This is a genomic window from Stenotrophomonas sp. AS012628, assembly GCF_010608305.1.
Lineage (GTDB): Bacteria > Pseudomonadota > Gammaproteobacteria > Xanthomonadales > Xanthomonadaceae > Stenotrophomonas > Stenotrophomonas geniculata.
Map to the genome: position 1 here is coordinate 1 of NZ_VMBJ01000049.1, position 24,887 is coordinate 24,887.

Annotated in this window: 22 protein-coding genes; 14 read left to right on the forward strand and 8 right to left on the reverse strand. The window is 66.8% G+C overall.

Annotated features, from left to right (window positions below; genetic code table 11):
• Positions 1 to 135: 135 nt before the first annotated feature.
• The 4 genes from G5A07_RS17930 (at position 136) to G5A07_RS17945 (ending at position 3,858) form a co-directional block, all read left to right on the forward strand.
• Complete coding sequence (locus tag G5A07_RS17930; RefSeq protein ID WP_143994024.1) at positions 136 to 771, forward strand: SCP2 sterol-binding domain-containing protein; 636 nt, start codon at positions 136 to 138, stop codon at positions 769 to 771.
• A complete protein-coding gene (gene ubiB / locus G5A07_RS17935) occupies positions 768 to 2,423 on the forward strand; it encodes a ubiquinone biosynthesis regulatory protein kinase UbiB (RefSeq protein ID WP_191863728.1) in 1,656 nt (551 codons plus the stop codon). The genes G5A07_RS17930 and ubiB overlap by 4 nt, the downstream gene beginning before the upstream one ends.
• Positions 2,424 to 2,428: 5 nt before the next feature.
• A complete protein-coding gene (locus G5A07_RS17940; RefSeq protein WP_010487098.1) occupies positions 2,429 to 3,007 on the forward strand; it encodes an O-methyltransferase in 579 nt (192 codons plus the stop codon).
• 107 nt (positions 3,008 to 3,114) lie between these two features.
• Positions 3,115 to 3,858, forward strand: a complete 744-nt coding sequence (locus G5A07_RS17945) for a pseudouridine synthase (RefSeq protein WP_191863729.1) — start codon at positions 3,115 to 3,117, stop codon at positions 3,856 to 3,858.
• A 70-nt stretch (positions 3,859 to 3,928) separates the two neighbouring features.
• Here G5A07_RS17945 and G5A07_RS17950 read toward each other — a convergent pair whose 3' ends face one another.
• Entirely contained in the window at positions 3,929 to 4,456 is a 528-nt protein-coding gene (locus G5A07_RS17950) for a DUF2059 domain-containing protein (RefSeq protein ID WP_010487093.1), read from the reverse strand.
• Positions 4,457 to 4,589: 133 nt separating this feature from the next.
• Here G5A07_RS17950 and arfB point away from each other — a divergent pair, with 133 nt between their 5' ends.
• The 3 genes from arfB to dcp all read left to right on the forward strand — a co-directional run bounded on the left by arfB (position 4,590) and on the right by dcp (position 7,896).
• Positions 4,590 to 5,021 carry an alternative ribosome rescue aminoacyl-tRNA hydrolase ArfB gene (arfB, locus tag G5A07_RS17955; RefSeq protein WP_005420755.1) on the forward strand — a complete coding sequence of 144 codons (432 nt, stop codon included), beginning with the start codon at positions 4,590 to 4,592 and terminating at the stop codon, positions 5,019 to 5,021.
• Positions 5,022 to 5,025: 4 nt separating this feature from the next.
• Positions 5,026 to 5,628 (forward strand): lysophospholipid acyltransferase family protein, encoded by a 603-nt coding sequence (locus G5A07_RS17960; protein ID WP_164192502.1) that lies wholly within the window; start codon positions 5,026 to 5,028, stop codon positions 5,626 to 5,628.
• Between the two features lie 111 nt (positions 5,629 to 5,739).
• Positions 5,740 to 7,896: a peptidyl-dipeptidase Dcp gene (dcp, locus tag G5A07_RS17965; RefSeq protein ID WP_019337438.1), complete on the forward strand. Its 2,157-nt coding sequence runs from the start codon at positions 5,740 to 5,742 to the stop codon at positions 7,894 to 7,896.
• Positions 7,897 to 8,056: 160 nt separating this feature from the next.
• Here dcp and G5A07_RS17970 read toward each other — a convergent pair whose 3' ends face one another.
• Both G5A07_RS17970 and G5A07_RS17975 read right to left on the reverse strand, forming a co-directional pair.
• A complete protein-coding gene (locus tag G5A07_RS17970) occupies positions 8,057 to 8,503 on the reverse strand; it encodes a 3-dehydroquinate dehydratase (protein ID WP_004153636.1) in 447 nt (148 codons plus the stop codon).
• 3 nt (positions 8,504 to 8,506) lie between these two features.
• Positions 8,507 to 8,908: a hypothetical protein gene (locus G5A07_RS17975; protein ID WP_143994096.1), complete on the reverse strand. Its 402-nt coding sequence runs from the start codon at positions 8,906 to 8,908 to the stop codon at positions 8,507 to 8,509.
• Between the two features lie 257 nt (positions 8,909 to 9,165).
• Between G5A07_RS17975 and lepB the strand changes: the two genes are divergently transcribed.
• Together lepB and G5A07_RS17985 are read left to right on the forward strand one after the other, a co-directional pair.
• Positions 9,166 to 9,792 (forward strand): signal peptidase I, encoded by a 627-nt coding sequence (gene lepB, locus G5A07_RS17980; protein ID WP_010487079.1) that lies wholly within the window; start codon positions 9,166 to 9,168, stop codon positions 9,790 to 9,792.
• 124 nt (positions 9,793 to 9,916) lie between these two features.
• Positions 9,917 to 11,173 carry an MFS transporter gene (locus tag G5A07_RS17985; protein WP_164192496.1) on the forward strand — a complete coding sequence of 419 codons (1,257 nt, stop codon included), beginning with the start codon at positions 9,917 to 9,919 and terminating at the stop codon, positions 11,171 to 11,173.
• Between the two features lie 83 nt (positions 11,174 to 11,256).
• Here G5A07_RS17985 and G5A07_RS17990 read toward each other — a convergent pair whose 3' ends face one another.
• Genes G5A07_RS17990 through G5A07_RS18000 form a run of 3 tightly spaced genes read right to left on the reverse strand, consistent with a single transcriptional unit; the run spans position 11,257 to position 14,198 of the window.
• Positions 11,257 to 12,165 carry a LysR family transcriptional regulator gene (locus tag G5A07_RS17990; protein WP_191863730.1) on the reverse strand — a complete coding sequence of 303 codons (909 nt, stop codon included), beginning with the start codon at positions 12,163 to 12,165 and terminating at the stop codon, positions 11,257 to 11,259.
• Positions 12,166 to 12,204: 39 nt separating this feature from the next.
• Complete coding sequence (locus G5A07_RS17995) at positions 12,205 to 13,218, reverse strand: DUF2971 domain-containing protein (RefSeq protein WP_191863731.1); 1,014 nt, start codon at positions 13,216 to 13,218, stop codon at positions 12,205 to 12,207.
• A gap of 11 nt (positions 13,219 to 13,229) precedes the next feature.
• A complete protein-coding gene (locus G5A07_RS18000) occupies positions 13,230 to 14,198 on the reverse strand; it encodes a LysR substrate-binding domain-containing protein (RefSeq protein ID WP_191863732.1) in 969 nt (322 codons plus the stop codon).
• Between the two features lie 109 nt (positions 14,199 to 14,307).
• On the opposite strand from G5A07_RS18000, the gene aceB reads away from it, so the two are divergent.
• The 4 genes from aceB (at position 14,308) to G5A07_RS18020 (ending at position 21,258) form a co-directional block, all read left to right on the forward strand.
• The gene (gene aceB, locus G5A07_RS18005) at positions 14,308 to 15,930 is read left to right on the forward strand and encodes a malate synthase A (protein ID WP_134959119.1); all 1,623 of its coding nucleotides are present in this window, start codon (positions 14,308 to 14,310) and stop codon (positions 15,928 to 15,930) included.
• A gap of 65 nt (positions 15,931 to 15,995) precedes the next feature.
• The gene (aceA, locus tag G5A07_RS18010) at positions 15,996 to 17,297 is read left to right on the forward strand and encodes an isocitrate lyase (protein WP_019661879.1); all 1,302 of its coding nucleotides are present in this window, start codon (positions 15,996 to 15,998) and stop codon (positions 17,295 to 17,297) included.
• 417 nt (positions 17,298 to 17,714) lie between these two features.
• On the forward strand, positions 17,715 to 18,755 hold the full coding sequence (locus tag G5A07_RS18015) for a GGDEF domain-containing protein (protein ID WP_019337655.1): 1,041 nt from the start codon (positions 17,715 to 17,717) through the stop codon (positions 18,753 to 18,755).
• Between the two features lie 4 nt (positions 18,756 to 18,759).
• Positions 18,760 to 21,258, forward strand: coding sequence for a putative peptide modification system cyclase (locus G5A07_RS18020; protein ID WP_191863733.1), 2,499 nt, complete (start codon positions 18,760 to 18,762; stop codon positions 21,256 to 21,258).
• 7 nt (positions 21,259 to 21,265) lie between these two features.
• Here G5A07_RS18020 and G5A07_RS18025 read toward each other — a convergent pair whose 3' ends face one another.
• Complete coding sequence (locus G5A07_RS18025) at positions 21,266 to 21,562, reverse strand: NHLP-related RiPP peptide (RefSeq protein ID WP_191863734.1); 297 nt, start codon at positions 21,560 to 21,562, stop codon at positions 21,266 to 21,268.
• A gap of 138 nt (positions 21,563 to 21,700) precedes the next feature.
• Here G5A07_RS18025 and G5A07_RS18030 point away from each other — a divergent pair, with 138 nt between their 5' ends.
• Entirely contained in the window at positions 21,701 to 22,867 is a 1,167-nt protein-coding gene (locus G5A07_RS18030; protein WP_191863735.1) for a putative peptide maturation dehydrogenase, read from the forward strand.
• A gap of 19 nt (positions 22,868 to 22,886) precedes the next feature.
• Here the strand turns inward: G5A07_RS18030 and G5A07_RS18035 are convergent, their stop codons facing one another.
• Entirely contained in the window at positions 22,887 to 24,869 is a 1,983-nt protein-coding gene (locus tag G5A07_RS18035) for an acetyl/propionyl/methylcrotonyl-CoA carboxylase subunit alpha (protein WP_191863736.1), read from the reverse strand.
• Positions 24,870 to 24,887: the final 18 nt, after the last annotated feature.

Sequence of the window (24,887 nt, forward strand, 5' to 3'; positions counted from 1 at the left end):
GCAACCGGACCCACCCCGCCATCCCACGGATAGCCCGCTTTTGATGTTGATCTTGCCGGCCAGCGGCCGGTGCCTCTGCGGGTGCCGGGCGGCAGCCCGGCCCAAGCCCCCCACCCACGCAGGTAGAATGCACACATGGCTCTCTCCCTGCTCAAGTCCCTCAAGCCGGTCGCTGGCCGCGCCCTGCAGATCGCCCTGAACCGCGCGCTGGCGCTGGATCCGGATACCCGCCATGCGCTGACCAGCCTGGATGGCCGGCATATCGATCTGACCCTGGAAGCGCCGTCGCTGGCCATGCGCATCAGCGTCGACGGCGACCAGCTGCGGGTCGGCCCGGTGGATGCGCAGGAAGCCGACCTGGCCGTGCGCAGCAGCCTGGCCGGCGTGCTCGCGCAGCTGCCGCTGCTGGCCAACGCACGGCGCGGTGACAACAACGGCAAGGGCCGCGTGCGCGTGGCCGGCGACGCCGAACTGGCACGCCGCCTGCAGCAGCTCGCCAAGGGCTTCGACCCGGACTGGCAGCAGCCCTTCGTCACCGTGTTCGGCGAGGTACTGGGCGTGCAGGTCGCCAATACCCTGCGCAGCGCCCTGCAGCACGCACGCCAGGGCGCGGTCGACCTGGCCCACAGCGCCGCAGAATTCATCACCGAGGAATCGCGCGATGTAGTGCCGCGCGCTGAACTGGATGCCTTCCACGATGATGTGGACGTGCTGCGCGACGACGTGGAGCGCCTTGGTGCACGCGTACAGCGCCTGCGGGGTGCCGCATGAAGGCCGTGCTGCGCGCCAGCCGCATCGGCCGGGTGATCCTGCGTTACCGCCTCGACGACCTGCTGCAGGGCACACCGGCCGAGCGCTGGTTGCGCCTGGCCAAGCCGTTCGTGCCGCGCGCCTCGGCCGACATCGCCGCACAGTCGCGCGGTGCGCGCCTGCGCCTGGCGCTGCAGGATCTCGGCCCGATCTTCGTCAAGTTCGGCCAGATCCTGTCCACCCGCCGCGATCTGGTGCCGCCGGATGTGGCCAATGAGCTGACTCTGCTGCAGGACCGGGTCAAGCCGTTCGATGGTGAGACCGCGCGTCGCATCGTCGAGGACGCGCTCGGCCTGCCGGTCAGCGAGGCCTTCGCCAGTTTCGACACCGAACCGCTGGCCTCGGCCTCCATCGCACAGGTGCACGCGGCCACGCTGGCCGATGGCCGCCAGGTGGTGGTCAAGGTGCTGCGCCCGGGCATCGAGAAGCAGATCGACGCTGATATCGCCCTGCTCAATTCGCTGGCCGCCCTGGTCGAGCGCACCCATCCACGCGCCGACAAGATCCGTCCGCGCGAAGTGGTGGCCGAGGTCGAAAACACCCTGTCCGCCGAGCTGGACCTGCAGCGCGAAGGCGCCAATGCCAGCGTGCTGCGCCGCTTCTGGGAAAACAGCGACGACCTGTACGTGCCGGAAGTGATCTGGAGCCACACCGCCGAGCGCGCGCTGACCCTGGAGCGCGTGTGGGGCATTCCGTCCGACGACATCGCCGCGCTGGACAAGGCCGGCATCGACCGCAAGGCGCTGGCCGCCAAGGGCGTGCGGGTGTTCTACACCCAGGTGTTCCGCGACAACTTCTTCCATGCCGACGCGCACGCCGGCAACATCTGGGTCGACACCGATCCGTCGCGTCGCGCCAACCCGCGCTTCATCGCGCTGGACTTCGGCATCATGGGCCAGCTCTCGCAGGAAGATCAGTACTACCTGGCCGAGAACTTCATGGCCATCTTCAACCGCGACTACCGCCGTATCGCCGAACTGCATGTGCAGGCGCGCTGGATGCCGGACAACGTGCGCATCGATGACCTGGAAGCGGCCGTGCGCTCGGTGTGCGAGCCGTACTTCACCCGTCCGCTGTCGCAGATCTCGCTGGCCGAAGTGCTGATGAAGCTGTTCCGCGTGGCGCAGCGTTACCAGCTGACCCTGCAGCCGCAGCTGATCCTGCTGCAGAAGACCCTGCTGAACATCGAAGGCGTCGGCCGCCAGCTCGATCCGCAGATCGACATCTGGGCAGTGGCCAAGCCGGTGCTGGCGAAGATCCTGCGCGAGCGCTACAGCCCGCGCCGGGTGGTACGCGAGATCGGCAAGCGCCTGCCGGAAATCATGACCCACGCGCCGGACATGCCGCGCCTGGTGCATGCCTGGCTGACCCAGCAGGTGGAAGGTCGCCACGAACTGTCGATGCGCTCGCGCGACCTGGCCGCACTGGATGCCAGCGTGCAGCGCCTGCAGAAGCATGCGGTCGGCGCGATCACCGGCGTCGGCCTGCTGGCCATCGCCGCACTGATGTATGTGCTGCAGCCACCGGGCTGGTACTGGGGCGACGTGCCGGCGTGGAGCTGGCTGTCTGGTGCGGTCGGCGCAGTGGCGCTGCTGCGCGCGTGGTGGAAGTAGGCCCCATGCTGCAGGCACTCAAGGACGAACTGACCCGCTTCGGCGCCGACAACGACGCCCGCGAAAGCGCGCGTGGCCGCCGCATGCTCAACATCACGCCGGAGACAGGTGAATTCCTGTCCGTGCTGGTCCGCTTCGGCGCTGCGCGCCGGGTGCTGGAGATCGGCACCTCCAACGGCTATTCGACGCTGTGGCTGGCCGAGGCTGCCGCCGCCATCGACGGCCACGTGACCACGCTGGAATACGCGGAGGACAAGGTGGCGATGGCGCGTGACACCTTCGCGCGCAGTGGCCTGGCCGATCGCATCACGCTGGTCCACGACGATGCAGGACCGTGGCTGGCGCTGGCCGCGGATGCCAGCGTCGACCTGCTGTTCCTCGATTCGGACCGCGGGCAATACGCCGGCTGGTGGCCGCAGCTGCGTCGCGTGCTGCGCCCGGGTGGCCTGCTGGTGGTGGACAACGCCACCTCGCATGCAGAACAGATGGAACCGCTGCGGGCGCTGCTGGAGGCTGATCCGGACTTCAGCACCAGCCTGGTGCCGGTGGGCAATGGGGAGCTGTTGGCCGTACGCAGCGCCTGACTGCTCTACAGGTAGGTGCCAACCTTGGTTGGCAGGCTGTTGCCGGTCGCGCAGAGCAGCCGAGCGTGGGCTCGGCTCTACAGAAGGCAGGCCTTTATAATCCCGCGGTGAGCACCGAACCCGAGACCCTCGCCGCGGTCGAGACCGACACCGCGCCCCTGCAGCTGCTGCACCTGGATGAACGCCTGGCCGTGGTCAACAAGCCTGCCGGGCTGATGGTCCACGACAGCAAGCTGGCCCGTGGCGAAGACGACTTCCTGGCCGACCGCCTGCGCGAGCAGCTGGGCCGCCCGATCTTTCTCGTGCATCGCCTGGACCGGGCCACCAGCGGCTGCCTGCTGTTGGCCTTCGACCGCGAAACCGCCAGCGCGCTGGGCAAGGCGTTGATGGGCGGTGAAGTGCTGAAGGACTACCTGACCGTCTGCCGTGGCTGGCCGGCAGAACCGTCCTGGCGGGTCGACCACGACCTCGACGGTGGCCCGGGCAAGCCGGTGAAGAAGCCGGCGGTCACCGACTTCCAGCGCCTGGCCACCGGCGAGCTGTCGGTCCCGGTCGGTGAGTTCTCCCGTTCGCGCTACGCGCTGCTGCGCTGCCAGCCACAGACCGGGCGCTTCCGGCAGATCCGCCGGCACCTGAAGCATCTCTCGCATCACATGATCGGCGACACCAGCCACGGTGATGGTCGCCACAACCGCATCTTCCGCATGCAGGGCGTGCACCGCATGCTGCTGCATGCCGAGCGCCTGCGTTTCCCGCATCCGGACGGTGGCACGGTGGATGTGCGTGCGCCGCTGGACCGCGAGTTCCAGAAGGCGCTGGGCCTGTTCGGCTGGCAGGTGGACGACGCCTGATGCTGCTGCGGTAAGCCGAGCGTGGGCTCGGCTCTACAGCCAGCGGCTGGGCGTGGCCCGGCGCACCCCGTTATTTCTTTTCCGGCTCGTTGACGATCGCTTCCAGGTCCTTCTGCAGATCCGCGAACAGCGGCTGCATGCGCGCCTGGATGGCCACCATCACGTTCTGCATCAGCGCCGGGGTCTTGTCCAGCAGGCTCTGGCCGGCCGCGCTCTCGTAGAACTCGGCCATCGCCAGCACGTCTTCCTTGCTGAAGGTCTTCTTGTAGAGGTCCACGTACATCGGCCGCAGCTGCTGCCACGACAGGGCCTGGCGCAGGGTCTGGCTGGTCCGCGCCTGGATCCGCTTCAGCTGTTCCTGCTGCTGGGCGTTGAGCTGGCGCTGTGCGGCCACCTGCTGGAACTGCTGCTGCTGCATCGCCTCGATCTGCGGCAGCATGGTGTCGATCATGCTCTGCGCCCGCGACGCGGACAGCAGGCGGTTGATGTCGCCATCGGTCGGTGGCGCGGCCAGGGCCGGAACGCTGGCCACGGCCAGCGCCAGCAGCAGGGCGGCGCGGCGCAGCAGGGACGGCAGGGCGGGTGCGGTGCGGGTCATGCGGGCTTCCTGCGGTACATGGGACGGCCAGCATACCCGCAGCCAAGGCGAAGGCGGCGTGTTCGGTACCTGATCGGCGGCATACGGTGCGCGATGCCGCACTCCGGCACGTGGCTGCCGCTACAATGCGCGGATGGGCAGTGGACCGGTCACCATCAGCGCGCAGCTTGAAATCCCCGACGGCGAGATCGTCGAGCGGTTCGTGCGTGCCAGCGGTGCCGGTGGCCAGAACGTCAACAAGGTCTCCACCGCGGTGGAACTGCGTTTCGATGTGGCCAACTCGCCCTCGTTGCCCGAACCGTTGCGCGCGCGCCTGTTGGCGCGGCGTGACCGGCGCATGACCGGCGAAGGCGTGCTGGTCATCGACGCGCAACGTTTCCGGACCCAGGATCGCAATCGCGAGGATGCGCGCGAGCGGCTGGCGGCCTTCATCCAGGCCGGGCTGAGCGTGCCCAAGCCGCGCAAGGCCACCAAGCCGACCCTCGGGTCGAAACTGCGTCGTCTGGACGCCAAACGCGGGCGCGCGCAGATCAAGCGCGGGCGCTCATCACGTGACTGGGAGTGATTGCTTGAACAACCCGACTTCGTTGCTGCCGGCCGTGCCGCCGCAGATGCCGCAGGTCAAACCCAACGCCTTCCTGCGCTGGCTGGCGCGCTGCACCCTGCGCATAGGCGGCTGGAAGGTGACCGGCACCCTGCCTGACATTCCCCGCCTGGTGTTCATCATCGCGCCGCATTCGTCCAACTGGGACGGCCTGTGGGGCATGGCGGCCAAGATCGCGCTGGGAATGAAGGTCAAGGTGCTGGGCAAGGCATCGCTGTTCTGGTGGCCGCTGGGCCCGCTGCTGCACAAGCTGGGCGTGATCCCGCTGGACCGCAGCTCGCCGCAGGGCACGGTGGGCCAGGCGGTGGACCTGCTGCGCAACAACGAGAAGATGTGGTTCGCCATCACCCCCGAGGGCACCCGCAAGGCCGTGAAGGACTGGAAGGCCGGCTTCCTGAAGATCGCCCGGATGGCCGACGTGCCGATCCTGGCCGCGTATTTCCACTACCCGGAAAAGACCATCGGCATCGGCCCGCTGTTCACGCCCAGCGGCGATGATGCCGCCGACATGGCCGCCATCCGCGAGTTCTACCGGCCGTGGATGGGCAAGACCCGCGGTACGGTCTGAGCCTGCCGCAGGCCGCCGCATAGACGCCACGTCCGGCACATGCCGGGCGAGCGCGACAGGAGTAGGGTGGAGGGCTGGTATCCCGTACCGTCTGCCCAAGGAGTGTTTTACATGTCGCGTACCGTAGTCCTGGCCGCCGCCATCAGCCTGGCGCTGGCGGCCTGTTCCGGCAAGGAGTCCACCCCCGTGTCCGATGCCCAGAAAGCCCCGGCCCAGCAGCCGGCCGAAGCCTCCACCAATCCGCTGCTGAGCGCCAGCACGTTGCCGTTCCAGGCGCCGCAGTTCGACAAGATCAAGGACAGCGACTACCTGCCGGCGTTCGAGGAAGGCATGCGCCAGCACCTGGCCGACGTGCGCAAGATCGCCGACAGCAGCGAGCCGGCCACCTTCGACAACACCATCGTGGCGATGGAGCGCAGCGGCGAGACCCTGAACCGCGTGTCGCGCATTTTCTTCGGCCTGGTCCAGGCCGATACCAACGATGCACGCCAGAAGATCCAGGAAGAAGTGGCGCCGAAGCTGGCCGCGCACCAGGACGAGATCAACCTCGATCCGAAGCTGTTCGCGCGCGTGAAGTCGCTGTACGACCAGCGTGACACGCTGGAACTGGACCCGGTGCAGAAGCGCCTGGTCGAGCATTACTACGACGGCCTGGTGCGCGCTGGCGCACAGCTGTCCGACGCCGACAAGGCGAGCCTGCGCAAGCTCAACGTGGAAGAAACCACCCTTTCCACCCAGTTCCATACCCGTCTGGTGGCCGCCACGGCCGCTGCGGCCGTCGTTGTCGACGACAAGGCCAAGCTGGCCGGCCTGGACGAGAATGCGATCAACAACGCTGCCACCGCCGCCAAGGATCGCAAGCTGGATGGCAAGTTCCTGCTGCCGTTGCAGAACACCACACAGCAGCCGGTGCTCGGCTCGCTGAGCGACCGCGACCAGCGCGCCGCCGTGCTGAAGGCTTCGGAAACCCGCGCCGAGCGCGGCGATGCCAACGACACCCGGCAGACCGTGCAGCGCCTGGCCCAGCTGCGTGCACAGAAGGCCAAGCTGCTTGGCTTCGACACCTTCGCCGACTACCAGCTGGGCGACCAGATGGCCAAGACCCCGGCTGCCGCGCTCAAGCTGCTGACCGACACCGTGCCGGCCGCCACTGCCAAGGCACGCGCCGAAGCCGGCGAGATCCAGAAGGTGATCGACGCGCAGAAGGGTGGTTTCCAGGTCGCCGCTTCGGACTGGGACTTCTACGCCGAGCAGGTGCGCAAGGCCAAGTACGATCTGGACGAATCGCAGATCAAGCCGTACTTCGAACTGGACAACGTGCTGCAGAACGGCGTCTTCTACGCCGCCACCCAGCTGTACGGCATCACCTTCAAGCCGCGTACCGACATTCCGACCTACAACCCGGACATGAAGGTGTACGAAGTGTTCGACAAGGACGGCACCTCGCTGGCGCTGTTCTACACCGACTACTTCAAGCGTGACAGCAAGTCCGGCGGCGCCTGGATGGACGTGTTCGTCGAGCAGGACGGCCTGACCGGTGCCAAGCCGGTGGTCTACAACGTCTGCAACTTCACCAAGCCGGCCGCCGGCCAGCCTGCGCTGATCAGCTTCGACGACGTCACCACCATGTTCCATGAGTTCGGCCATGCGCTGCACGGCATGTTCTCGAACGTGAAGTACCCGTCGATTGCCGGCACCGCCACCTCGCGTGATTTCGTCGAGTTCCCGTCGCAGTTCAACGAGCACTGGGCGCTGGATCCGAAGGTGTTCGCCAACTACGCCAAGCACTACAAGACCGGCGAGGCGATGCCGCAGGAACTGGTCGACAAGATCCTCAAGGCACGCAGCTTCAATCAGGGCTATGCGACCACCGAGTACCTGTCGGCCGCACTGCTCGACCTGGCCTGGCACACGCAGAAGGCCGACGCGCCGCTGCAGGATGTCGGCGCCTTTGAAGCCAGCGCGCTGAAGAAGTTCAAGGTCGATCTGCCGCAGGTGCCGCCGCGTTACCGCACCACCTACTTCGACCACATCTGGGGCGGTGGTTACTCGGCCGGCTACTACGCCTACTTCTGGGCCGAAGTGCTGGACCATGACGCCTACCAGTGGTTCACCGAGCACGGTGGCCTGACCGCGGCCAATGGCCAGGAGTTCCGCGACAAGATCCTCTCGCGCGGCAACAGCGTGGAGCTGTCGACCCTGTACCGCGATTTCCGCGGCAAGGACCCGTCGGTGGAACCGCTGCTGAAGTTCCGCGGGCTGAAGTAAGAAAGCGAAAACGGCGGGGGAAACCCCGCCGTTTTTCTTTGCTCTTCTGTAGAGCCGAGCCTACGCTCGGCTGCCTTTCGCGCCCTTGTAGAGTCGAGCCCATGCTCGGCTGGTTTTCCACGAAAAGCCAGTCGAGCATGGCTCGACGCTACAAACAGCGCTACGTCCCCACATGCACCCGGTTGGCCTGCTCGGCCAGCCCCAGGTGGTCCAGCGCGATATCCAGCGCCAGCACATAGCTCTGCGCGCCATAGCCGGCGGCGATGCCCAGGCGCTGGCCGACACCGGCCGGCAGGCATGGCTCGGCCACCGCGCCGTCGTCATGCACTTCCACGTACGCGTTGTGCAGATAGGGCAGCAACCGTTGCAGGCGCAGGCTGTTGGCACATGCACCCGGATCGAGCAGCGTCACCTCGCCGCGACTGTGGTCGGCCACGCGCAGTGCGTCCAGCAGTTCCTGTTCCGAACCGCAGGCACGGATCGCCACGCTGGTGCCGGCATCGATCGCACGATGCACCAGCGACTTCAGTACCGGCGCCGGCAGTGGCATCGCCGTGCGGATCAAGGCGCCGGCCGCTTCCGGGCCACGGATGATGAAGATCGACATGGCTCAGCCCTCCTGCGCCAGGCGACGGCCGACGATGGCCAGCGACAGCGGATAGCCGGCCTGCTGGCTGCGCTGGTCGACCACCACCGCGGCGGGGCCGTGCTGCAGGCGCAGGCGCGCATCCAGGCCGGGCTCGCTGGGCGACTGCAGCTCGATGTACTGCGCCGGCAGCCGTTCCAGCGCCGCCTGCAGTGCGCCACCCTCGGCCTGCCATTGCGCCTCGTCGGCCACGCCGACATCCAGCAGCACCCAGTCGGCCGAGTGCGCCTGCGGCTGGCACAGGCACTGGCGCACTTCGGACAGACTCGCGCAGTCGCTGCACAGCACGCGATGGCCGCTCAGCTGCGCCGGCAACTGCGGGCGCGGCGCCGACGGAGACGCGTGGCGGATCACCAGGAGGGTCATACAACACCTTGCGGAATGCGCCCTGCGGCGCGGTGGGCACACGATGCACGTGCTGGCCGTAAAGGTGCGATGCCCGTGGCCGGGGCACGGCGTAAAACCTGCGTAACCCATCCTGTAGAGCCGAGCCTACGCTCGGCTGGCGTGCACCGACGCTTGAAGAGCAGCCGAGCGCGGGCTCGGCTCTACAGCAAGCCGGTGCGGGAACCTCTTCGGCCCGGATGTGGTCTGATGCAGCTACCACTGACCCGGAGCCTGCCATGGACGCTGTTGCCCGCCCTCCCTTTTCCGAACGCGCGCTGGCCTGGCTGAAGAAAGAGGCGCTGCCGTTGCTGGTGATGCTCGGCCTGCTCGCCGCCGCCCGCGATACCCTGGCCAACCACTACGTAGTGCCCAGTGGCTCGATGCAGCCGACCCTGCAGCCCGGCGACCGGGTGGTGGTGGACATGCGTGCCTATGGGCTGCGCCTGCCGTTTACCGGCAAGGAACTGATGGCGACCGGCACCCCGCAGCGCGGCGAGGTGGCGGTGTTCGATTCGCCGGCCGACGGTACCCGCCTGATCAAGCGGGTGGCCGCGGTGGCCGGTGACCATGTGCAGCTGCACGAAGGGCACCTGAGCATCAACGGCCAGCCACTGCAGACCGCCGACCTGCAGGACGTGGAAGCCTTCGGTGAACGCCGTGCCCGCCTCGATCTGGACATGGGCGGCGGCCCGGACATCGCCGATCTGGTGGTGCCCGACGGTAAGGTGCTGGTGCTGGGTGACCACCGCGGCAACAGCTTCGATGGCCGCTTCTTCGGCTTCGTCGACGCTGACAAGGTCTACGGCCGCGCTGTGGCGGTGTACTACCGCCGGGGCGCCGGCTTCGAGTGGCAGCGCCTGTAAGCTGAATTGATACTTTCTGTGTATCAATCCTGACCTATCAGGTTATGGATCGACTGGATGGACGGGCCTAGTCTGAGGCCCGTTCCCTCCCGTACCCGGCCGTCCCCACCGGCCCACCGATCCCATGACTGGCGAAACCGCCGCGACCGTCGAACGCCGCCCCCACGCTGTTGACCCCGCTTCCGACACCCGCATCCAGCAGGGCACGCCGGCTTTCCGCCGCACCGCGCTGGCGCTGTTCCTGGCCGGCTTCTCCACCTTCGGCCTGCTGTACACGGTGCAGCCGCTGCTGCCCGAATTCAGCCGCCACTTCGGCGTGTCCGCCGCCGGCAGCGCAATGTCGCTGTCGCTGACCACCGGCACGCTGGCGGTGGCCATGCTGCTGGCCGGCCTGCTGTCCGACGCGGTCGGCCGCCGCCCGTTGATGATTGCTGCGCTGCTGGCCTCGGCCATGCTGTCGCTGAGCACCGCGCTGGTGGACGACTGGACCACGCTGCTGGTGCTGCGCACCCTGCTGGGCCTGGCGCTGAGCGGCGTGCCGGCCGTGGCGATGACCTACCTGGTCGAGGAAATGGACAGCCGCGCGCTGGGCCTGGCGATGGGCCTGTACATCGGCGGCAACGCCATCGGTGGCATGAGCGGGCGACTGCTGGCTGGCATCATCGCCGACCACTGGGGCTGGCGCTGGGGCATCGGCGTGGTCTCGATCATCGCCGTGGCCAGCACCGTGCTGCTGTGGCTGCAGCTGCCGCCGTCGCGTCACTTCCACCCCCGCCGTGATGGACTGCGCCAGTTGCCGTCACGCTGGCGCATGCTGTTCGCCGACCCGGGCCTGCCGTGGCTGTTCGCCACCTCGTTCGTGCTGATGGGCGTGTTCGTCACCCTCTACAACTACCTGGGCTACCACCTGCTGGCGCCGCCGTACCACCTCAGCCAGACCGTGGTAGGCCTGATCTTCAGCGTCTACCTGGTGGGCACTTTCAGTTCGGCGTGGATGGGCCAGCAGGCTACGCGTTACGGACGCGGCCGCATCCTGTCGATCTCGTTCGCGCTGATCGGTGCCGGCATCGCGCTGCTGGCATTGCCTTGGCTGAGCACGATGGCACTCGGCATCGCGCTGGTCACGTTCGGCTTCTTCGGTGGTCACTCGGTGGCCAGCAGCTGGGTTGGCAGCCGTGCCGGCACGATGCGCGCGGAAGCCTCGGCGCTGTATCTGTTTGCCTATTACCTGGGTTCGAGTGTGCTCGGTGGTTTAGGCGGCCTGGCTTATGCGGCGTGGGACTGGCGGGGTGTGTGCCTGTTCGCCGCCGTGCTGACCCTGATCGGCGGTGGCATTGTCTGGGCGCTGCAGCAGCGCGCCCCGCAGCCGGTGACGGCGTGATCCTGGTCTGGTAGAGGCCGACCTTGGTCGGCGTTGTGGTCGTGGGCCAACCAAGGTTGGCCACTACCGGGTGGGTTGCACGCTCAGCCCTCCACGAACGCCTCGCGCAACAACCCGGCGAAATTGCGGATCAGCGGCGTCACCCCCTCGCGGTGCCACGCCAGCTGCACCTCCGAATGCGCACCGGCATCGGCCAGCGCCACGAAGCGCGCGCCCTCCACCCGGATGTGATCGCATGACGACGGCAGGATCGCCGCACCCAGGCCGGCAGCAGCAAGACTGATCAGGGTCGAGGCTTCGCCCGCCTCCTGCGCGATGCGCGGCGTGAACCCGGCGGCCGCGCACAACGCGATCATGTGGTCATGGATGCCCGCACCGGCACTGCGGCGAAATGCCACGAACGGCTCCTGCGCGAAGTCGCGCAGCGACAGCGTTCCTTGTTTCGACAGTTTGCGCAGGGCGGGGTGGTCGGCATGCACGATCAACGCCAGCGGGTCGACGAACAGGCTGTGCGCCACCAGTTCCGGCGGCAACGCGCGCTTGCGGATGATGCCCACGTCCAGTGAACCGTCGAGCAGCGCATCGATCTGCTGCAGCGTGTTCATCTCGCTCAGCTGCAGGCGCACCTGCGGGTACTGCTGGCGGTAGCGCAGGATCGAACGCGGAATCTGCGGCGACAGCGGCGTGGCCCGGGTCAGGCCGATGTGCAGCTCACCCTGCTCGCCGCGCTGCGCGCGCTGCACCTCATCCACCGCCGTTTCCACCTGCTGCACGATGGCGCGTGCACGCTCCTGCAGCAGCTCACCGGCAGGCGTCAGCTGCACACGACGATGGCTGCGCACGAACAGGCGCGCACCGATCAGTTCCTCCAGCTGGCGGATCTGCTGGCTGAGCGGCGGCTGCGACATGCCCAGCCGCTCCGCCGCCTGGCCGAAGTGCAGCGTATCGGCGACAGCAAGGAAGTAGCGCAGGTGACGGAGTTCGATGGACATGGAGCTCAGTGTCTCTCGGCCTCTAGCAACCACGCTGCATTACTTGTCAGAAGAGCGCTTCCGGGAAGATGCTCGAGCGGAAATTGCATCCATCTGATTGATGTAATCATTGAGACGTCCATAGCTGTGGAGCATCCGATACGGGTTTGAGATGGCGGCGCCTCGCCGATCATCATCGCTGATCTGACACCAAGAGCAGCGATCCTTGCCTTCTAACGTGGGCTCACTGCACTCTTCGCAAGACTGGTCCGCTTCCTCGATACGTCCCTCTTTAAAGACGTGAGGATATCCATTGAGGTCTGTAAAGAAGGGGGTTATGGAGCTTCTGCCGATTCTGGCCTCGTAGTATGAGCAGCTGAGCGATTTTGCTCGCTCTTTGAGTGCACCCTTGATATCCGGAGTGGCTTTCGCTCCTGCGATTAGGGATCTAATACAGTGCTTCGGAACATCTGCAAGGATAATGTCTCCGCATGAGCGAACTTCTGACTCGTCGGTCACCACCATGCGTCTCTCGAGTTCATACGACCAGCAGTTTGCCTTGGTGAAGTACGCGCCAAAAAATACGCCATTTCTAAGGAAATACGTATACCGAGGCTTTCCAATCACGTGAGCTCTGTAGAGCATCTCCGTGAGTTCATCATCCGCGCTGTCCCGATAGGTGACATCCTTAAACAGACTTTTCGGAAACTCGTCTACAAGGCACTCTTCCTCGAACTCGATTACGAATCCAGATCCGTTCACTCCATAGTGTGCCCACATCGGAACGACGGCCGGAGAGTTTGAGAAACAAGTTGTAGGTAGCTGATCAATGTTGCCAACCAACTCTTGGTAGGCAGCCAATGCTGAGGCGTCCACTCCGTAGTCGACCGTCAAGAACAATTCGTACGGATCGTTGAAATCCTCTGGCTTTGACAGTTTGATAGTCGCGCCGTCATCAGTCAGAACCAAGTCGATAACCTGTGGACCGAAGTACTTGTAAAGATTGCCCGGCATAAGACCTCTTCCCTGTAAGTTCACTACTTCAACGTTGGCCTTGTTGAATCTGATGTGCAATCCAAACGCCCTCAGCGATCGGAGTGGCCACTCTCATCATATCCGCGCGGACTGAACAACTCCGGCTGGATCAGCTCGATGAACGCCCGCGCCTGCGCCGACAGTGCCTTGCCGCGGCGCACGATCACGCCGTAGCTGCGCTCGGGGAACCAGCGCTTCATTGATCGCGCCGCCAGCCGCTCGCGGTCGGCCTCGTGCAGGCACAGCGCCGGCACGATCGAAATCCCCATGCCCATCGCCACGTACTGCTTGATCACCTCCCAGCCGCCCACCTCCAGCGCCACGGTGTAGGCGATGCGGTGGCGCTGGAACACTTGGTCGACCAGCCGATAGGTGATCTGCCGCTTCGGTGGCAGCACCAGTGGATAGCGCGCGATGTCAGCCAGCTCCAGCTCGCCACCGCTGGCCAGCGGATGATCGTGCGGCGCGATCAGTACCTGCTCGAAGCGGTAGGCCGGGGCGTAGGTCAGGTCGGCCGGCACATCGGTCATCGAACCGATCGCCAGGTCGGCGGCATCCTCGCGCAGCAGGTCGGTGCCGTCGGCGCTGATCGCGTTGTGCAGGGTCAGGCGCACGTCCGGGTAGTGCAGGCGGAAGCGTTCGACGATCTTCGGCAGCAGGTACAGGATGGTCGAGCTGTTGGCGGCGATGTTCAGCTCGCCCGCATCCAGGCCGCGTACCTTGTCGCGGAAGCGTGCCTCCAGCCCGTCCAGGTTCTCCACCAGCGGCTGCGCCATTTCGTACAGCAGCTGGCCCTCGCGGCTGGGCACCAGGCGACGCCCGCTGCGCTCGAACAACGGCACGCCCAGCTCCCGTTCCAGGGCCTGCAACTGCAGGCTGATGGCCGGCTGGCTGACGAACAATGCCTCAGCCGCCCGTGAGACAGAGCCCAGACGCACGGTCTGGCAGAACGCGCGCAACGGCTTCAACCGGTCGGATTTGTAGGAAAAACGCGGACTTGGCGAGGGGCGCGTGGTCATGGCGTTACAAGTATTAGCACAACTTATGTAGAGCATTGCAAAAACTGTTTTGCCAAATACTCGGCCCGGGCGGCACCGTGGAGGCGTTCCCCACCGCTGGAGTCGCCCCATGTCCGCCGTCGCTTCCGCTGTTCCCACCCCTGCCAGCAAGGCCACCCCCGGCATCGCCCTGGCGACCCGCGTGGCCGGTCAGGACACCGTGCTGCCGGCGCCGCTGCTGGCCCTGCTGGTGTCGCTGCACCGTGCGGTGGAACCGGGCCGGCAGGCACGGCTGCAGGCCCGCCGTGAACGCCAGGCGTTCTTCGACCAGGGCGGCTTGCCGGACTTCCGTGAAGACACCCTCGCAATCCGTAGCGGCGACTGGCGCGTTGCGCCGCTGCCGGCCGCGCTGCAGGACCGCCGCGTCGAGATCACCGGCCCGACCGACCCAAAGATGGTCATCAACGCGCTGAACTCCGGCGCCAAGGTGTTCATGGCCGACTTCGAGGATTCGACCTCGCCGACCTGGCGCAACCTGCTGGCCGGGCAGCAGTCGCTGGCGGCGGCGGTGCGTGGTGATCTGGAATTCACCGCCGCCAATGGCAAGCACTACACGCTGCGCCCGTACGACGAACAGGCCGTGCTGATCGTGCGCCCGCGCGGCTGGCATCTGGACGAGAAGCACGTGCGCATCGACGGCCAGTTCATCGCCGGCGGGCTGTTCGACGCGGCGGTGTTCGCCTTCCACAACGCCCGCACCCTGCAGGCCAAGGACCGCGGCCCGTACTTCTACCTGCCCAAGCTGCAGAGCATGGAAGAGGCCGCGCTGTGGGAGACCGCGCTGTCGCACATCGAAGGCATGCTCGGCCTGCCGCACGGCCAGATCAAGGTGACCGTGCTGATCGAAACGCTGCCGGCGGTGTTCGAGATGGACGAGATCCTGCACGCACTGCGTGACCGCATCGTCGGCCTGAACTGCGGGCGCTGGGATTACATCTTCTCGTACCTGAAGACCTTCCGCCGCCACGCCGACCGCGTGCTGCCCGAACGCGGCCAGGTGACCATGACCCAGCCGTTCCTGAAGGCGTATTCGGAACTGCTGATCCAGACCTGCCACCGCCGCGGTGCGCATGCGATGGGCGGCATGGCCGCGCAGATCCCGATCAACAACGATGCCGCGGCCAACGAACAGGCGATGGCCCGGGTGCGCGCCGACAAGCTGCGCGAAGTCACCGCCGGCCATGACGGCACCTGGGTTGCGCATCCGGCGCTGATTCCAGTGGCGATGGCGATCTTCGACGAACACATGCCCGGTGCGAACCAGCACAGCGTGCTGCGCCAGGATGTGCGCGTGGGTCGCGATGAACTGATCGCGCGCCCGCCGGGCACCATCACCCGTGCCGGCTTCGAAGGCAACGTGGAAGTCTGCGTGCGCTACCTGGCGGCGTGGCTGGATGGCAACGGTTGCGTGCCGATCCACCACCTGATGGAGGACGCGGCCACCGCCGAGATCAGCCGCAGCCAGCTGTGGCAGTGGCTGCATACGCCGGGCCAGCAACTGGACGACGGCACCGCGATCGATCTGGCGCTGCTGGATTCCACTCTCTCGCAGCTGCCGGCACGGCTGGGCGATACCGCCGCGCTGCCTGGTGGTACACGCATCGGCGAAGCCATCACCCTGCTCGGCGAACTGAGCCGCAGCGACGAACTGACCGATTTCCTGACCCTGCCGGCCTACGCGCGCATCGATTGACTCCCGCCCGCGTTTCCACGCCGTTTCCCTCCCCGCTGCACGCACGAACCGAACTGGAGAAAGACATGAGCAAGCTGCCCACTGCCGAACAGATCCAGCACGACTGGGATACCAACCCGCGCTGGGAAGGCATCCAGCGCAACTACAGCGCCGCCGACGTGGTGCGCCTGCGCGGCACCGTCCACATCGAGCATTCGCTGGCCCGCCTGGGTGCGGAGAAGCTGTGGGCGTCGCTGCATGAGCGCGAGTTCGTCAACGCGCTGGGTGCATTGACCGGCAACCAAGCCATGCAGCAGGTCAAGGCTGGCCTGAAGGCCATCTACCTGTCCGGTTGGCAGGTGGCGGCCGACGCCAACCTGGCCGGCCAGATGTACCCGGACCAGTCGCTGTACCCGGCCGATTCGGTGCCGGCGGTGGTCAAGCGCATCAACAACACGCTGCTGCGCGCCGACCAGCTGCACCATGCCGAAGGCAAGGATGACATCGACTTCCTGCAGCCGATCGTGGCCGATGCAGAAGCCGGTTTCGGCGGCGTGCTCAACGCCTTCGAACTGATGAAGGCGATGATCGAGGCCGGTGCCGCCGGCGTGCACTTCGAGGATCAGCTGGCCTCGGTGAAGAAGTGCGGCCACATGGGCGGCAAGGTGCTGGTGCCGACCCGTGAGGCGATCGAGAAGCTCAACGCCGCGCGCCTGGCCGCCGACGTGCTGGGTGTGCCGACCCTGCTGGTCGCGCGCACCGATGCCGAAGCAGCGGATCTGTTGACCAGTGACATCGACGGCAACGACAAGCCGTTCACCACCGGTGAGCGCACCGTCGAAGGCTTCTACAAGACCCGCAATGGCCTGGACCAGGCGATCAGCCGTGGCCTGGCCTATGCACCCTACGCCGACCTGGTGTGGTGCGAGACCGGCAAGCCGGATCTGGAATTCGCACGCAAGTTCGCCGAGGCGATCCATGCGAAGTTCCCCGGGAAGCTGCTGGCCTACAACTGCTCGCCCAGCTTCAACTGGAAGAAGAACCTGGACGACGCCACCATCGCGAAGTTCCAGCGCGAGCTGGGCAGCTACGGCTACAAGTTCCAGTTCATCACCCTGGCCGGCTTCCATGCGCTGAATTACGGCATGTTCAACCTGGCCCACGGCTATGCACGCCGCCAGATGAGCGCGTTCGTGGAGCTGCAGGAAGCCGAGTTCGAAGCGGCCGAGCGTGGCTTCACTGCGGTCAAGCACCAGCGTGAGGTCGGTACCGGTTACTTCGACGCGGTGACCCAGGCGATCCAGCAGGGCCAGTCGTCGACCACCGCGCTGACCGGCTCGACCGAGGAAGAGCAGTTCCACGGCGGGCGCAGCGAACGCGCTGCGTGATGCGGTAGTGCCGGCCGCTGGCCGGCAACCCGTCGATGTTTCCGAGGTCCAGATGGTTGCCGGCCAGCGGCCGGCACTACCGGGCCTCAGAGCGATCAGGGTGGCCAGGGAAGGGCCAGACAACGCCGGCCGGTCGGGGGACCTGCCGGCGTTGTTGTATCGATGCAAGGGCGCGGCCAGCAGGCAGCGTCAATCAGGCGCACCCCGTGTGCCGGCAACTTGGCCGAAACCCTGTGAAACCCGGCATCGGATTGATCCAGCAGGGGTTTTGCCCGGACACCCGTGACCAGAACGGGCCACCATCGATCTTCACATCAATCAAGATCGGCAGAAGGGTCAAAATGAGATAGGGCGCACACTTTAAAGCGGTGCTATGCTCCGCGGCTCACCAGGGGACGCTGGCGGCGGGTGCAGGGAATGACCGGCAGGGGTGCGGCCGAGAACAGTGATGTGACGTCAGGTATCGCCCGGGTGGCGATGGCCGAGATCGTGCACGCGCTGCTGTCCGCTGCCGAGGTGGCATTGTTCGCCAGATTTGCCCGTCCATGCAAGCTTCATGCCGGACAGTGGTTGTTCCAGCGTGGCCATCGCGGCGAACGGATGTATGTGATCCTCCAGGGCCAGATCGAACTGGACTTCGGCGAGGACCTGGTGATCAAGACGCTCGGCCAGCATGAGTTCTTCGGTGAGCTTGGCCTGCTGGTCGGTGATCACCTGCGCAGCGCCAGTGCACGCGCGCTGGCCGACTGCGAAGTACTGGAGCTGGGCCCGGCCGATTTCCATCGCCTGGTGGAATCCGATCCCGGCCTGGTCGCCTACTTCCTGCGGCGCACGATCATGCGCGTGCTGACCAACGAGCAGGCCCTGATCAGCCAGCTGCGCCGGCGCAACCATGATCTGGAAACCGCGCTGGACAATCTGTACATCACCACCCATCAGCTGACCCACACCCGTGAGCTGGTGCGTACCGATGAACTGACCGGGCTGCACAACCGCCGTGGCCTGACCCTGTACCTGCAGGAGTGCCGCGCCGACGGTGACGGGTTGCCGCAGGCCCTGCTGCTGATCGACTGCGACCGCTTCAAGCAGATCAATGATCGTCACGGCCACCAGGCCGGCGACCGTGTGCTGCAGAGCATGGGCAACATCCTGCGCTCGATGGCCGGTGAGCAGGACCTGGCCTGCCGCCTCGGCGGCGATGAGTTCTGCCTGATCCTGCGCCGTGGCAATCACGAGATCGTGCAGCACGCGGCCGAGTTCATCCTCAGCGCGGTGCATGGCCTGCTCGAACGCAGTCATGGCACGCCGCATGTCAGCCTGGTCAGCATCGGTGCCAGCCTGCTGGCGCCGGAGGCCGGCTGGAGCGAGTGGTATGCCAGTGCGGACCGCGCGCTGTACCAGGCCAAGCGCGATGGCGGCAACTGCCTGCGCTGGGTGGATGCTCCGGACGGCCCATAGGGAGATGCAGGCGATGAATGGCGACAACGGAACGTCAGCCCCGCATAGCCCCCAGCTACGCGCCCTGCTGTTCACCGATCTGTGTGATTCGCTGCAGCTGGTCGAGCGGATCGGCGACGTCGCGGCCGCGAGCCTGTTCCAGGAACACGACCGCCTGGTGCTGGTGTTGCAGCACCGCTGGAATGGCCAGCTGATCGATCGCTCCGACGGTCTGTTCATGCTGTTCGAGCGCGCCATCGATGCGCTCGGTTTCGCGCTGGACTACCAGTGCGAACTGCACACGCTGGGCCAGCAGCGTTCGATTGAACTGCGTGCGCGTGCCGGCCTGCATGTGGGTGACGTACTGACCTGGGACAACAGTCCCGAAGCGGTGCGCGCCGGCGCCAAGTCGATGGAAGTGGAAGGGCTGGCCAAGCCGATGGCGGCGCGCCTGATGATGCTGGCACGGCCTGGCCAGATCCTGTTGTCGGCCGTGGCCGAATCACTGACGCGCCGCGCCACCGATGCGTTGGGCGAGCGCGGCGCGCGCCTGCTGTGGAAGTCGCACGGGCGCTGGCGCTTCAAGGGCGTGCCGGTGGTGCAGGAAGTGATCGAAGTGGGCGAGATCGGTGCGGCGCCGTTGCGCATGCCGCGTGCCAATGCCAAGGCGCGCCGTGACCTGCCGCTGTGGCGGCAGCCGCTGGTGCTGGCCGCTGAAGGTCTGGTACTGACGGTGGCGGTGCTGGGCGGCTGGCTGCTGCTGCGGCCGGAGCCGGCGATCGCGTTCGCCGAACGCGACTGGGTGGTGCTCGGGGATGTCGACAATCTCACCGGTGATCCGATCTTCGACGATTCGATGCGGCACGCGATCCGCATCGCGCTGGAGCAGTCGCGTTACGTGAACGTGCTGTCGGAGGGCAAGATCCGCGAGAGCCTGGAAATGGCGCGGCTCTCGGGCGATACCCGGCTCAGCCGCGATACCGCAGCCAACGTGGCGGTGCGGGAAGGCGCGCGCGCCGTGCTGCTGCCGACGGTGCGGCAGAAGATCGGTGGCTACGAGCTCGCCATCGACGTCGCAGCACCGGGCAGCGGTCAGGTGATCCAGACGTTCACCGCCACCGCGGATCGATCCGATCAGATGGTGTTCGCGGTGGACGACGTGGTCGGGCGCCTGCGACGTGGCCTGGGCGAATCGGTGGCGAGCCTGGAACAGTCGTTGCCGCTGCCGCGGGCATCGACCCAGGACCTGCGCGCACTGCGTGCGTTTGCCCTGGCCGAAAGCGCACTGGGCCAGCGTCGCTTCGAAGAAGCACGCAACCTCTACCAGGCGGCGATCGATATCGATCCCGGTTTCGCCCTGGCCTACATGGGCGTGGCCAAGCTGCTGGCCCGCACTGCGCAGGTTGCGGACGCGCGTGACGCGCTGGAGCACGCGCTGGCCCAGCAGCAGCGCCTGCCCGCGCGTGAGCGCCTGTACCTGAAGGGCTGGCAGGCCGAACTGGAACCCGGTGGCTGGCCGCTGGAACAGTGGCGTGCGCTGGCCAAGATCTATCCGGATTCGTTTGCGGGGCTGTCCAATACCTCCTGGGGGCTGCTGCAGGACAATCGCTTCGCCGAGGCCGCGCCCTATGCGCGCGCCGCGACGGTGCCTCAGGACCCGTTGCGGCTGTATCCGATGATCCATCTGGCGCGGGCACAGTTGGGCCTCGGCCAGCCGCAGCAGGCAATGCGCACCTTGCACCAGGCACAGATGCTGCGCGGCAATGACGAGGCCGACGACCTGGATGTGGACGTGCTGGTTGCGCAGGGCCTGGACGCACAGGCACAGCAGCTGTTGATGCGGTTGCCGCGGGGGGATGACCTGCAACAGCGCATGCGCCTGCGGGCAAACCTGCTGGTGGCTGCGGAGCAGCGTGATTGCAGCAGCCTGCATGCCGCGATCGCTGCGGATGGCCCGGCACCGGATCTGATCGACTACCAGATCCATCAACGGCTGCAACACGCCACCGTGACCACGTTGTGCACGGCCGGCGATGCGAAGGAGCTTGAATCCATCGCCGCCATGCTGCGACCGCTGCTGCGGAAGAACGACGACTCCGCCGTGGGTAGCCGCAGTCTGCAGTTGCTGGCCCTGACCTATCTGGCCCAGCGCCAGGGCCAGCATGCGCTGGCCGCAGAGTGGCTGCGTGACCACGGCGAACTGCTGGAGCGGCAGCGCAGCCCTGTGGTGGGCAAGTGGCGCCGGGTTGTGCTGGCGATGGCCGAACTGGCGCAACAGCGTCCGCAAGCGGCACGCCATCTGCTCGAGCCCACCTTTGATGGCAGCGAACCGGTGCAGGCCCATGTTGTGCTGCTGCAGGCATTGCGTGCCGAGCAGGACACTGCCGGCGTGCGCCGCGAGCAGGCCTGGCTGGCCCGGCACCACGGTCAGGCCATTGCCGAGGTGGCGTCCATGCAGGTCTGGCAGCCCCTGAATGTGCACGACATCGCCACGGAGGCGACGTCGGTGCGGGTACCGCGCTGATGCGGACTCAGGCGTTGACGCGCTCGTCGATCCGGTCGGCTTCGAAGCAGAACACCACCGTCATCGAGGCGGTCGAGGCACTCAGGTATGCATGCAGCGAATCGCGGGTGCGGCGCAGCTCCTCGACCGAAGCCAGGGTGCCGACCTTCATGCAGTCGTTCTCGCCAACGGCACCGTCCAGGCCGATCGAGGCCAGGGCCTTGCCCGGCGATGCGGTGAAGTGGTTGCGGAAATCGTCGTTGCCGATGAGTTGGTCCAGCAGGGTGCTGGCGTCCTCGGCGGAAAGGCGGGGATGGGTGCTCATGGGGATCGTCCGTAGGTTGAGTTTCTCGTATCGGCCGCGACAGCCTGCCATTGAGGGCGGTGGCGTGCATGTCGCTAAAGTTGGCCGCGTCGCGGTCGTTGCTGCTATGCCGGTTGTGCGGCAGAAGGAAGGAAACCCATGCGCCTGCGCCGCTGCGCCAGCCTGATGTTCGAGCCCCGCGAGTCGGTCACCCTGGACCTGCGCGCGATGCTGGCCGGCCAGGCCGAGATGGACAGCCAGATCAGCTGGGTGGCCCTGGCCGCCCATCTGGACCAGCCGCTGCCGGTGGACGCCGAGGAGCGCCAGCTGCTGGGCGAGCTCAGCGCGCACCGCTGGAGCGAACCGCCGGCCGGCACCTCTCCGGCGATGCTGGCGCGCCTGGTCGAGCAGGGGCTGGTGCTGACCGACCCGCCGGATGAGGTCGGGCACCAGATGCGTGATGAGGCATTGCGACGCAGCCAGTGGTGGCCGTTGGCCGCATTGGCCCATCGCCATGCGCGCTGGCAGGCGGTGGACAGCGTGGAGGACATGCGTCGCCAGGGTCTGGATACCGCTGCCGGCCTGCGCCAGCGGCTGGGGCCGCCGCCACCGGTGGTGCAAGCCCTGCAGGGCGACTACCAGCCGCTGCCGCGCAGCGAAGAGGCCGCGTTCGACGCGCTGCTGGCGCAGCGCACGACCTGCCGCAATTTCGACCCGCAGCGTGCACTGCCATTGCCGCTGCTGGCCCAGGTGCTGCAGCGCACGCTGATGGCCCACGCGGTGCAGAAGGTCGAGCGTGATACGGAGTTCCTGAAGAAGAACGTGCCCTCCGGCGGCGGCCTGCATCCCACCGAAGGTTTCCTGCTGGTACAGAACGTGGAAGGGCTGGTACCAGGGCTGTACCACTACCACCCCGTGCAGCACGCGGTACTGCCGTTGCCCTCGCCGCCCCCCGATGCATTGCCCGCGCTGGCACGGCGGATGCTGTCCGGTCAGGAGTGGTTCGCCGATGCACCGGCGCTGCTGGTGCTGGCACCGCGGTACGACCGCTGCTTCTGGAAGTACCGCAACCACGCCAAGGCGTATCGTGCGGTGACGCTGGATGTCGGCCACATCTCGCAGCTGCTGTACCTGTGCGCAACCGAGCGTGGCCTGGCGGCATTCGTCACCGCAGCCATCAACGATGCCGATGTCGATCGTGCCTTCGGTTTCGACGGCATCGGGCAGAGCGCGATGGCCATCTGCGGCCTGGGCTGGCGCAGTGCCACGCTGGACACGGCCGAATTCGATCCTGCTGGCCGGGTGGTGGTGGGCGACGACCGCTGAGCGGTCGCCGCCGCGGCGTTCACGCCGCCTCGAAGTCCACCAGTACTGCACCGTCACCCACCTGGTCGCCGGCCTTGGCGCGGTAACCCTTCACCGTGCCGTCCGCCGGTGCCTGCAGCGTGTGCTCCATCTTCATCGCTTCCAGCACCACCAGCGGCGTGCCGCGCTTGACCTCGGTACCGGCGGCGACCAGCGTCGCAACGATCCTGCCCGGCATCGGCGCCAGCAGGCTGCCGGCGTCGGCCACGGCGTGGTCCGATTCACCCACCGGATCGTGCAGGGTGAAGCGGTGCTGGCCGTCGGCGCCGAACAGGTACAGCTGGTCACCGTCGCGCAGCAGCTGCAACGACCAGCGGCGCTCGCCCAGCTGCACCGTCAGGCCCTGCATATTGGCCGTGCCGATCACCTGCACCGGCGCCGCATCGTCGCACTGCACGCGCCAGCCATCGGCCTGCGCCCACACCTTCAGCGTGTGCCGGCGATCGCCCTGCTGCAGCGGCAGCACGCGTGGTGCCGATGCGCCAAGGCGCCAGCCGTCCTGCGCCTGCCACGGCGAATGCGGGTCGCGCGCATCGCTGCCGGCACCGGCAGTGCTTGCAACAGCGGCCACGGCGGCCAGCTGCCACAGGGCATCATCCGTATCGCCCGCTGCACTCAATGCCGCCTGTTCGCGTTCGATCAGCGCGGTATCCAGCTTGGCGTGCGCGAACGAATCGGTGTTCACCAGGCGGCGCAGGAAGCCGGCATTGGTGGTCACGCCCACCACCTGGCAGTCGGCCAGCGCCTGGCTCATGCGGCGCAGCGCGGCGTCGCGGTCCACGTCCCAGACGATCAGCTTGGCGATCATCGGGTCGTAGTACGGGGTGATGCTGTCGCCTTCCTCCACGCCGGTATCCACGCGCACATGGGCAGACGAAGCCGGCAGGCGCAGGCGGCGCAGGGTACCGGTGGAGGGCAGGAAGCCGCGGTCGGCATCTTCTGCGTACAGCCGTGCTTCGATGGCATGGCCGTGGATCGCCAGCTGCTCCTGGCGCAGCGGCAGCGGCAAGCCCGAGGCCACGCGCAGCTGCCATTCCACCAGGTCGGTGCCGGTGATGTACTCGGTCACCGGGTGCTCGACCTGAAGGCGGGTGTTCATTTCCATGAAGTAGAAATCGCCGTCCGGGCCGGCGATGAACTCCACCGTGCCGGCACCGACGTAGCCCACCGCGCGCGCGGCATCGACCGCCGCCTTGCCCATCGCCGCGCGACGTTCTGCACTCATGCCTGGCGCCGGGGCTTCTTCCAGCACCTTCTGGTGGCGGCGCTGCACCGAGCAGTCGCGCTCGAACAGGTAGACCGCCTCACCGTGGCTGTCGCCGAACACCTGGATTTCGATATGGCGCGGGCGCTCGACATACTTCTCGACCAGCACGTGGTCATTGCCGAACGCCGAGGCCGCCTCGCGCTGGCAGCTGGCCAGCGCATCGACGAAGTCCTCGCTGCGCTCGACCTTGCGCATGCCCTTGCCACCGCCACCGGCGCTGGCCTTGATCAGCACCGGGTAACCGATGGCGTCGGCCTGTTCGCGCAGGAAGGACGGTTCCTGCTGGTCGCCGTGGTAGCCCGGAGTCAGCGGCACGCCGGCGTTCGCCATCAATGCCTTGGCCGCGCTCTTGTCGCCCATCGCGCGGATGGCGCTGGCCGGCGGCCCGATGAAGGTGATGCCGGCGGCGGCGCAGGCATCGGCGAAGTCGGCATTCTCGGACAGGAAGCCGTAGCCGGGGTGGATCGCCTGCGCGCCGGTCAGGCGTGCGGCGTCGAGCAGGGCATCGCCGCGCAGGTAACTTTCACGTGCAGCGGCCGGACCGATGTGGATGGCTTCGTCGGCCAGGCGCACGTGGCGCGCGTTGCGGTCGGCATCGGAATATACCGCCACGGTGGCGATGCCGAGGCGGCGGCAGGTGGCGATGACGCGACAGGCGATTTCGCCGCGATTGGCGATCAGGACTTTGGTGAACATGGCAACAGGCTCGGTCAT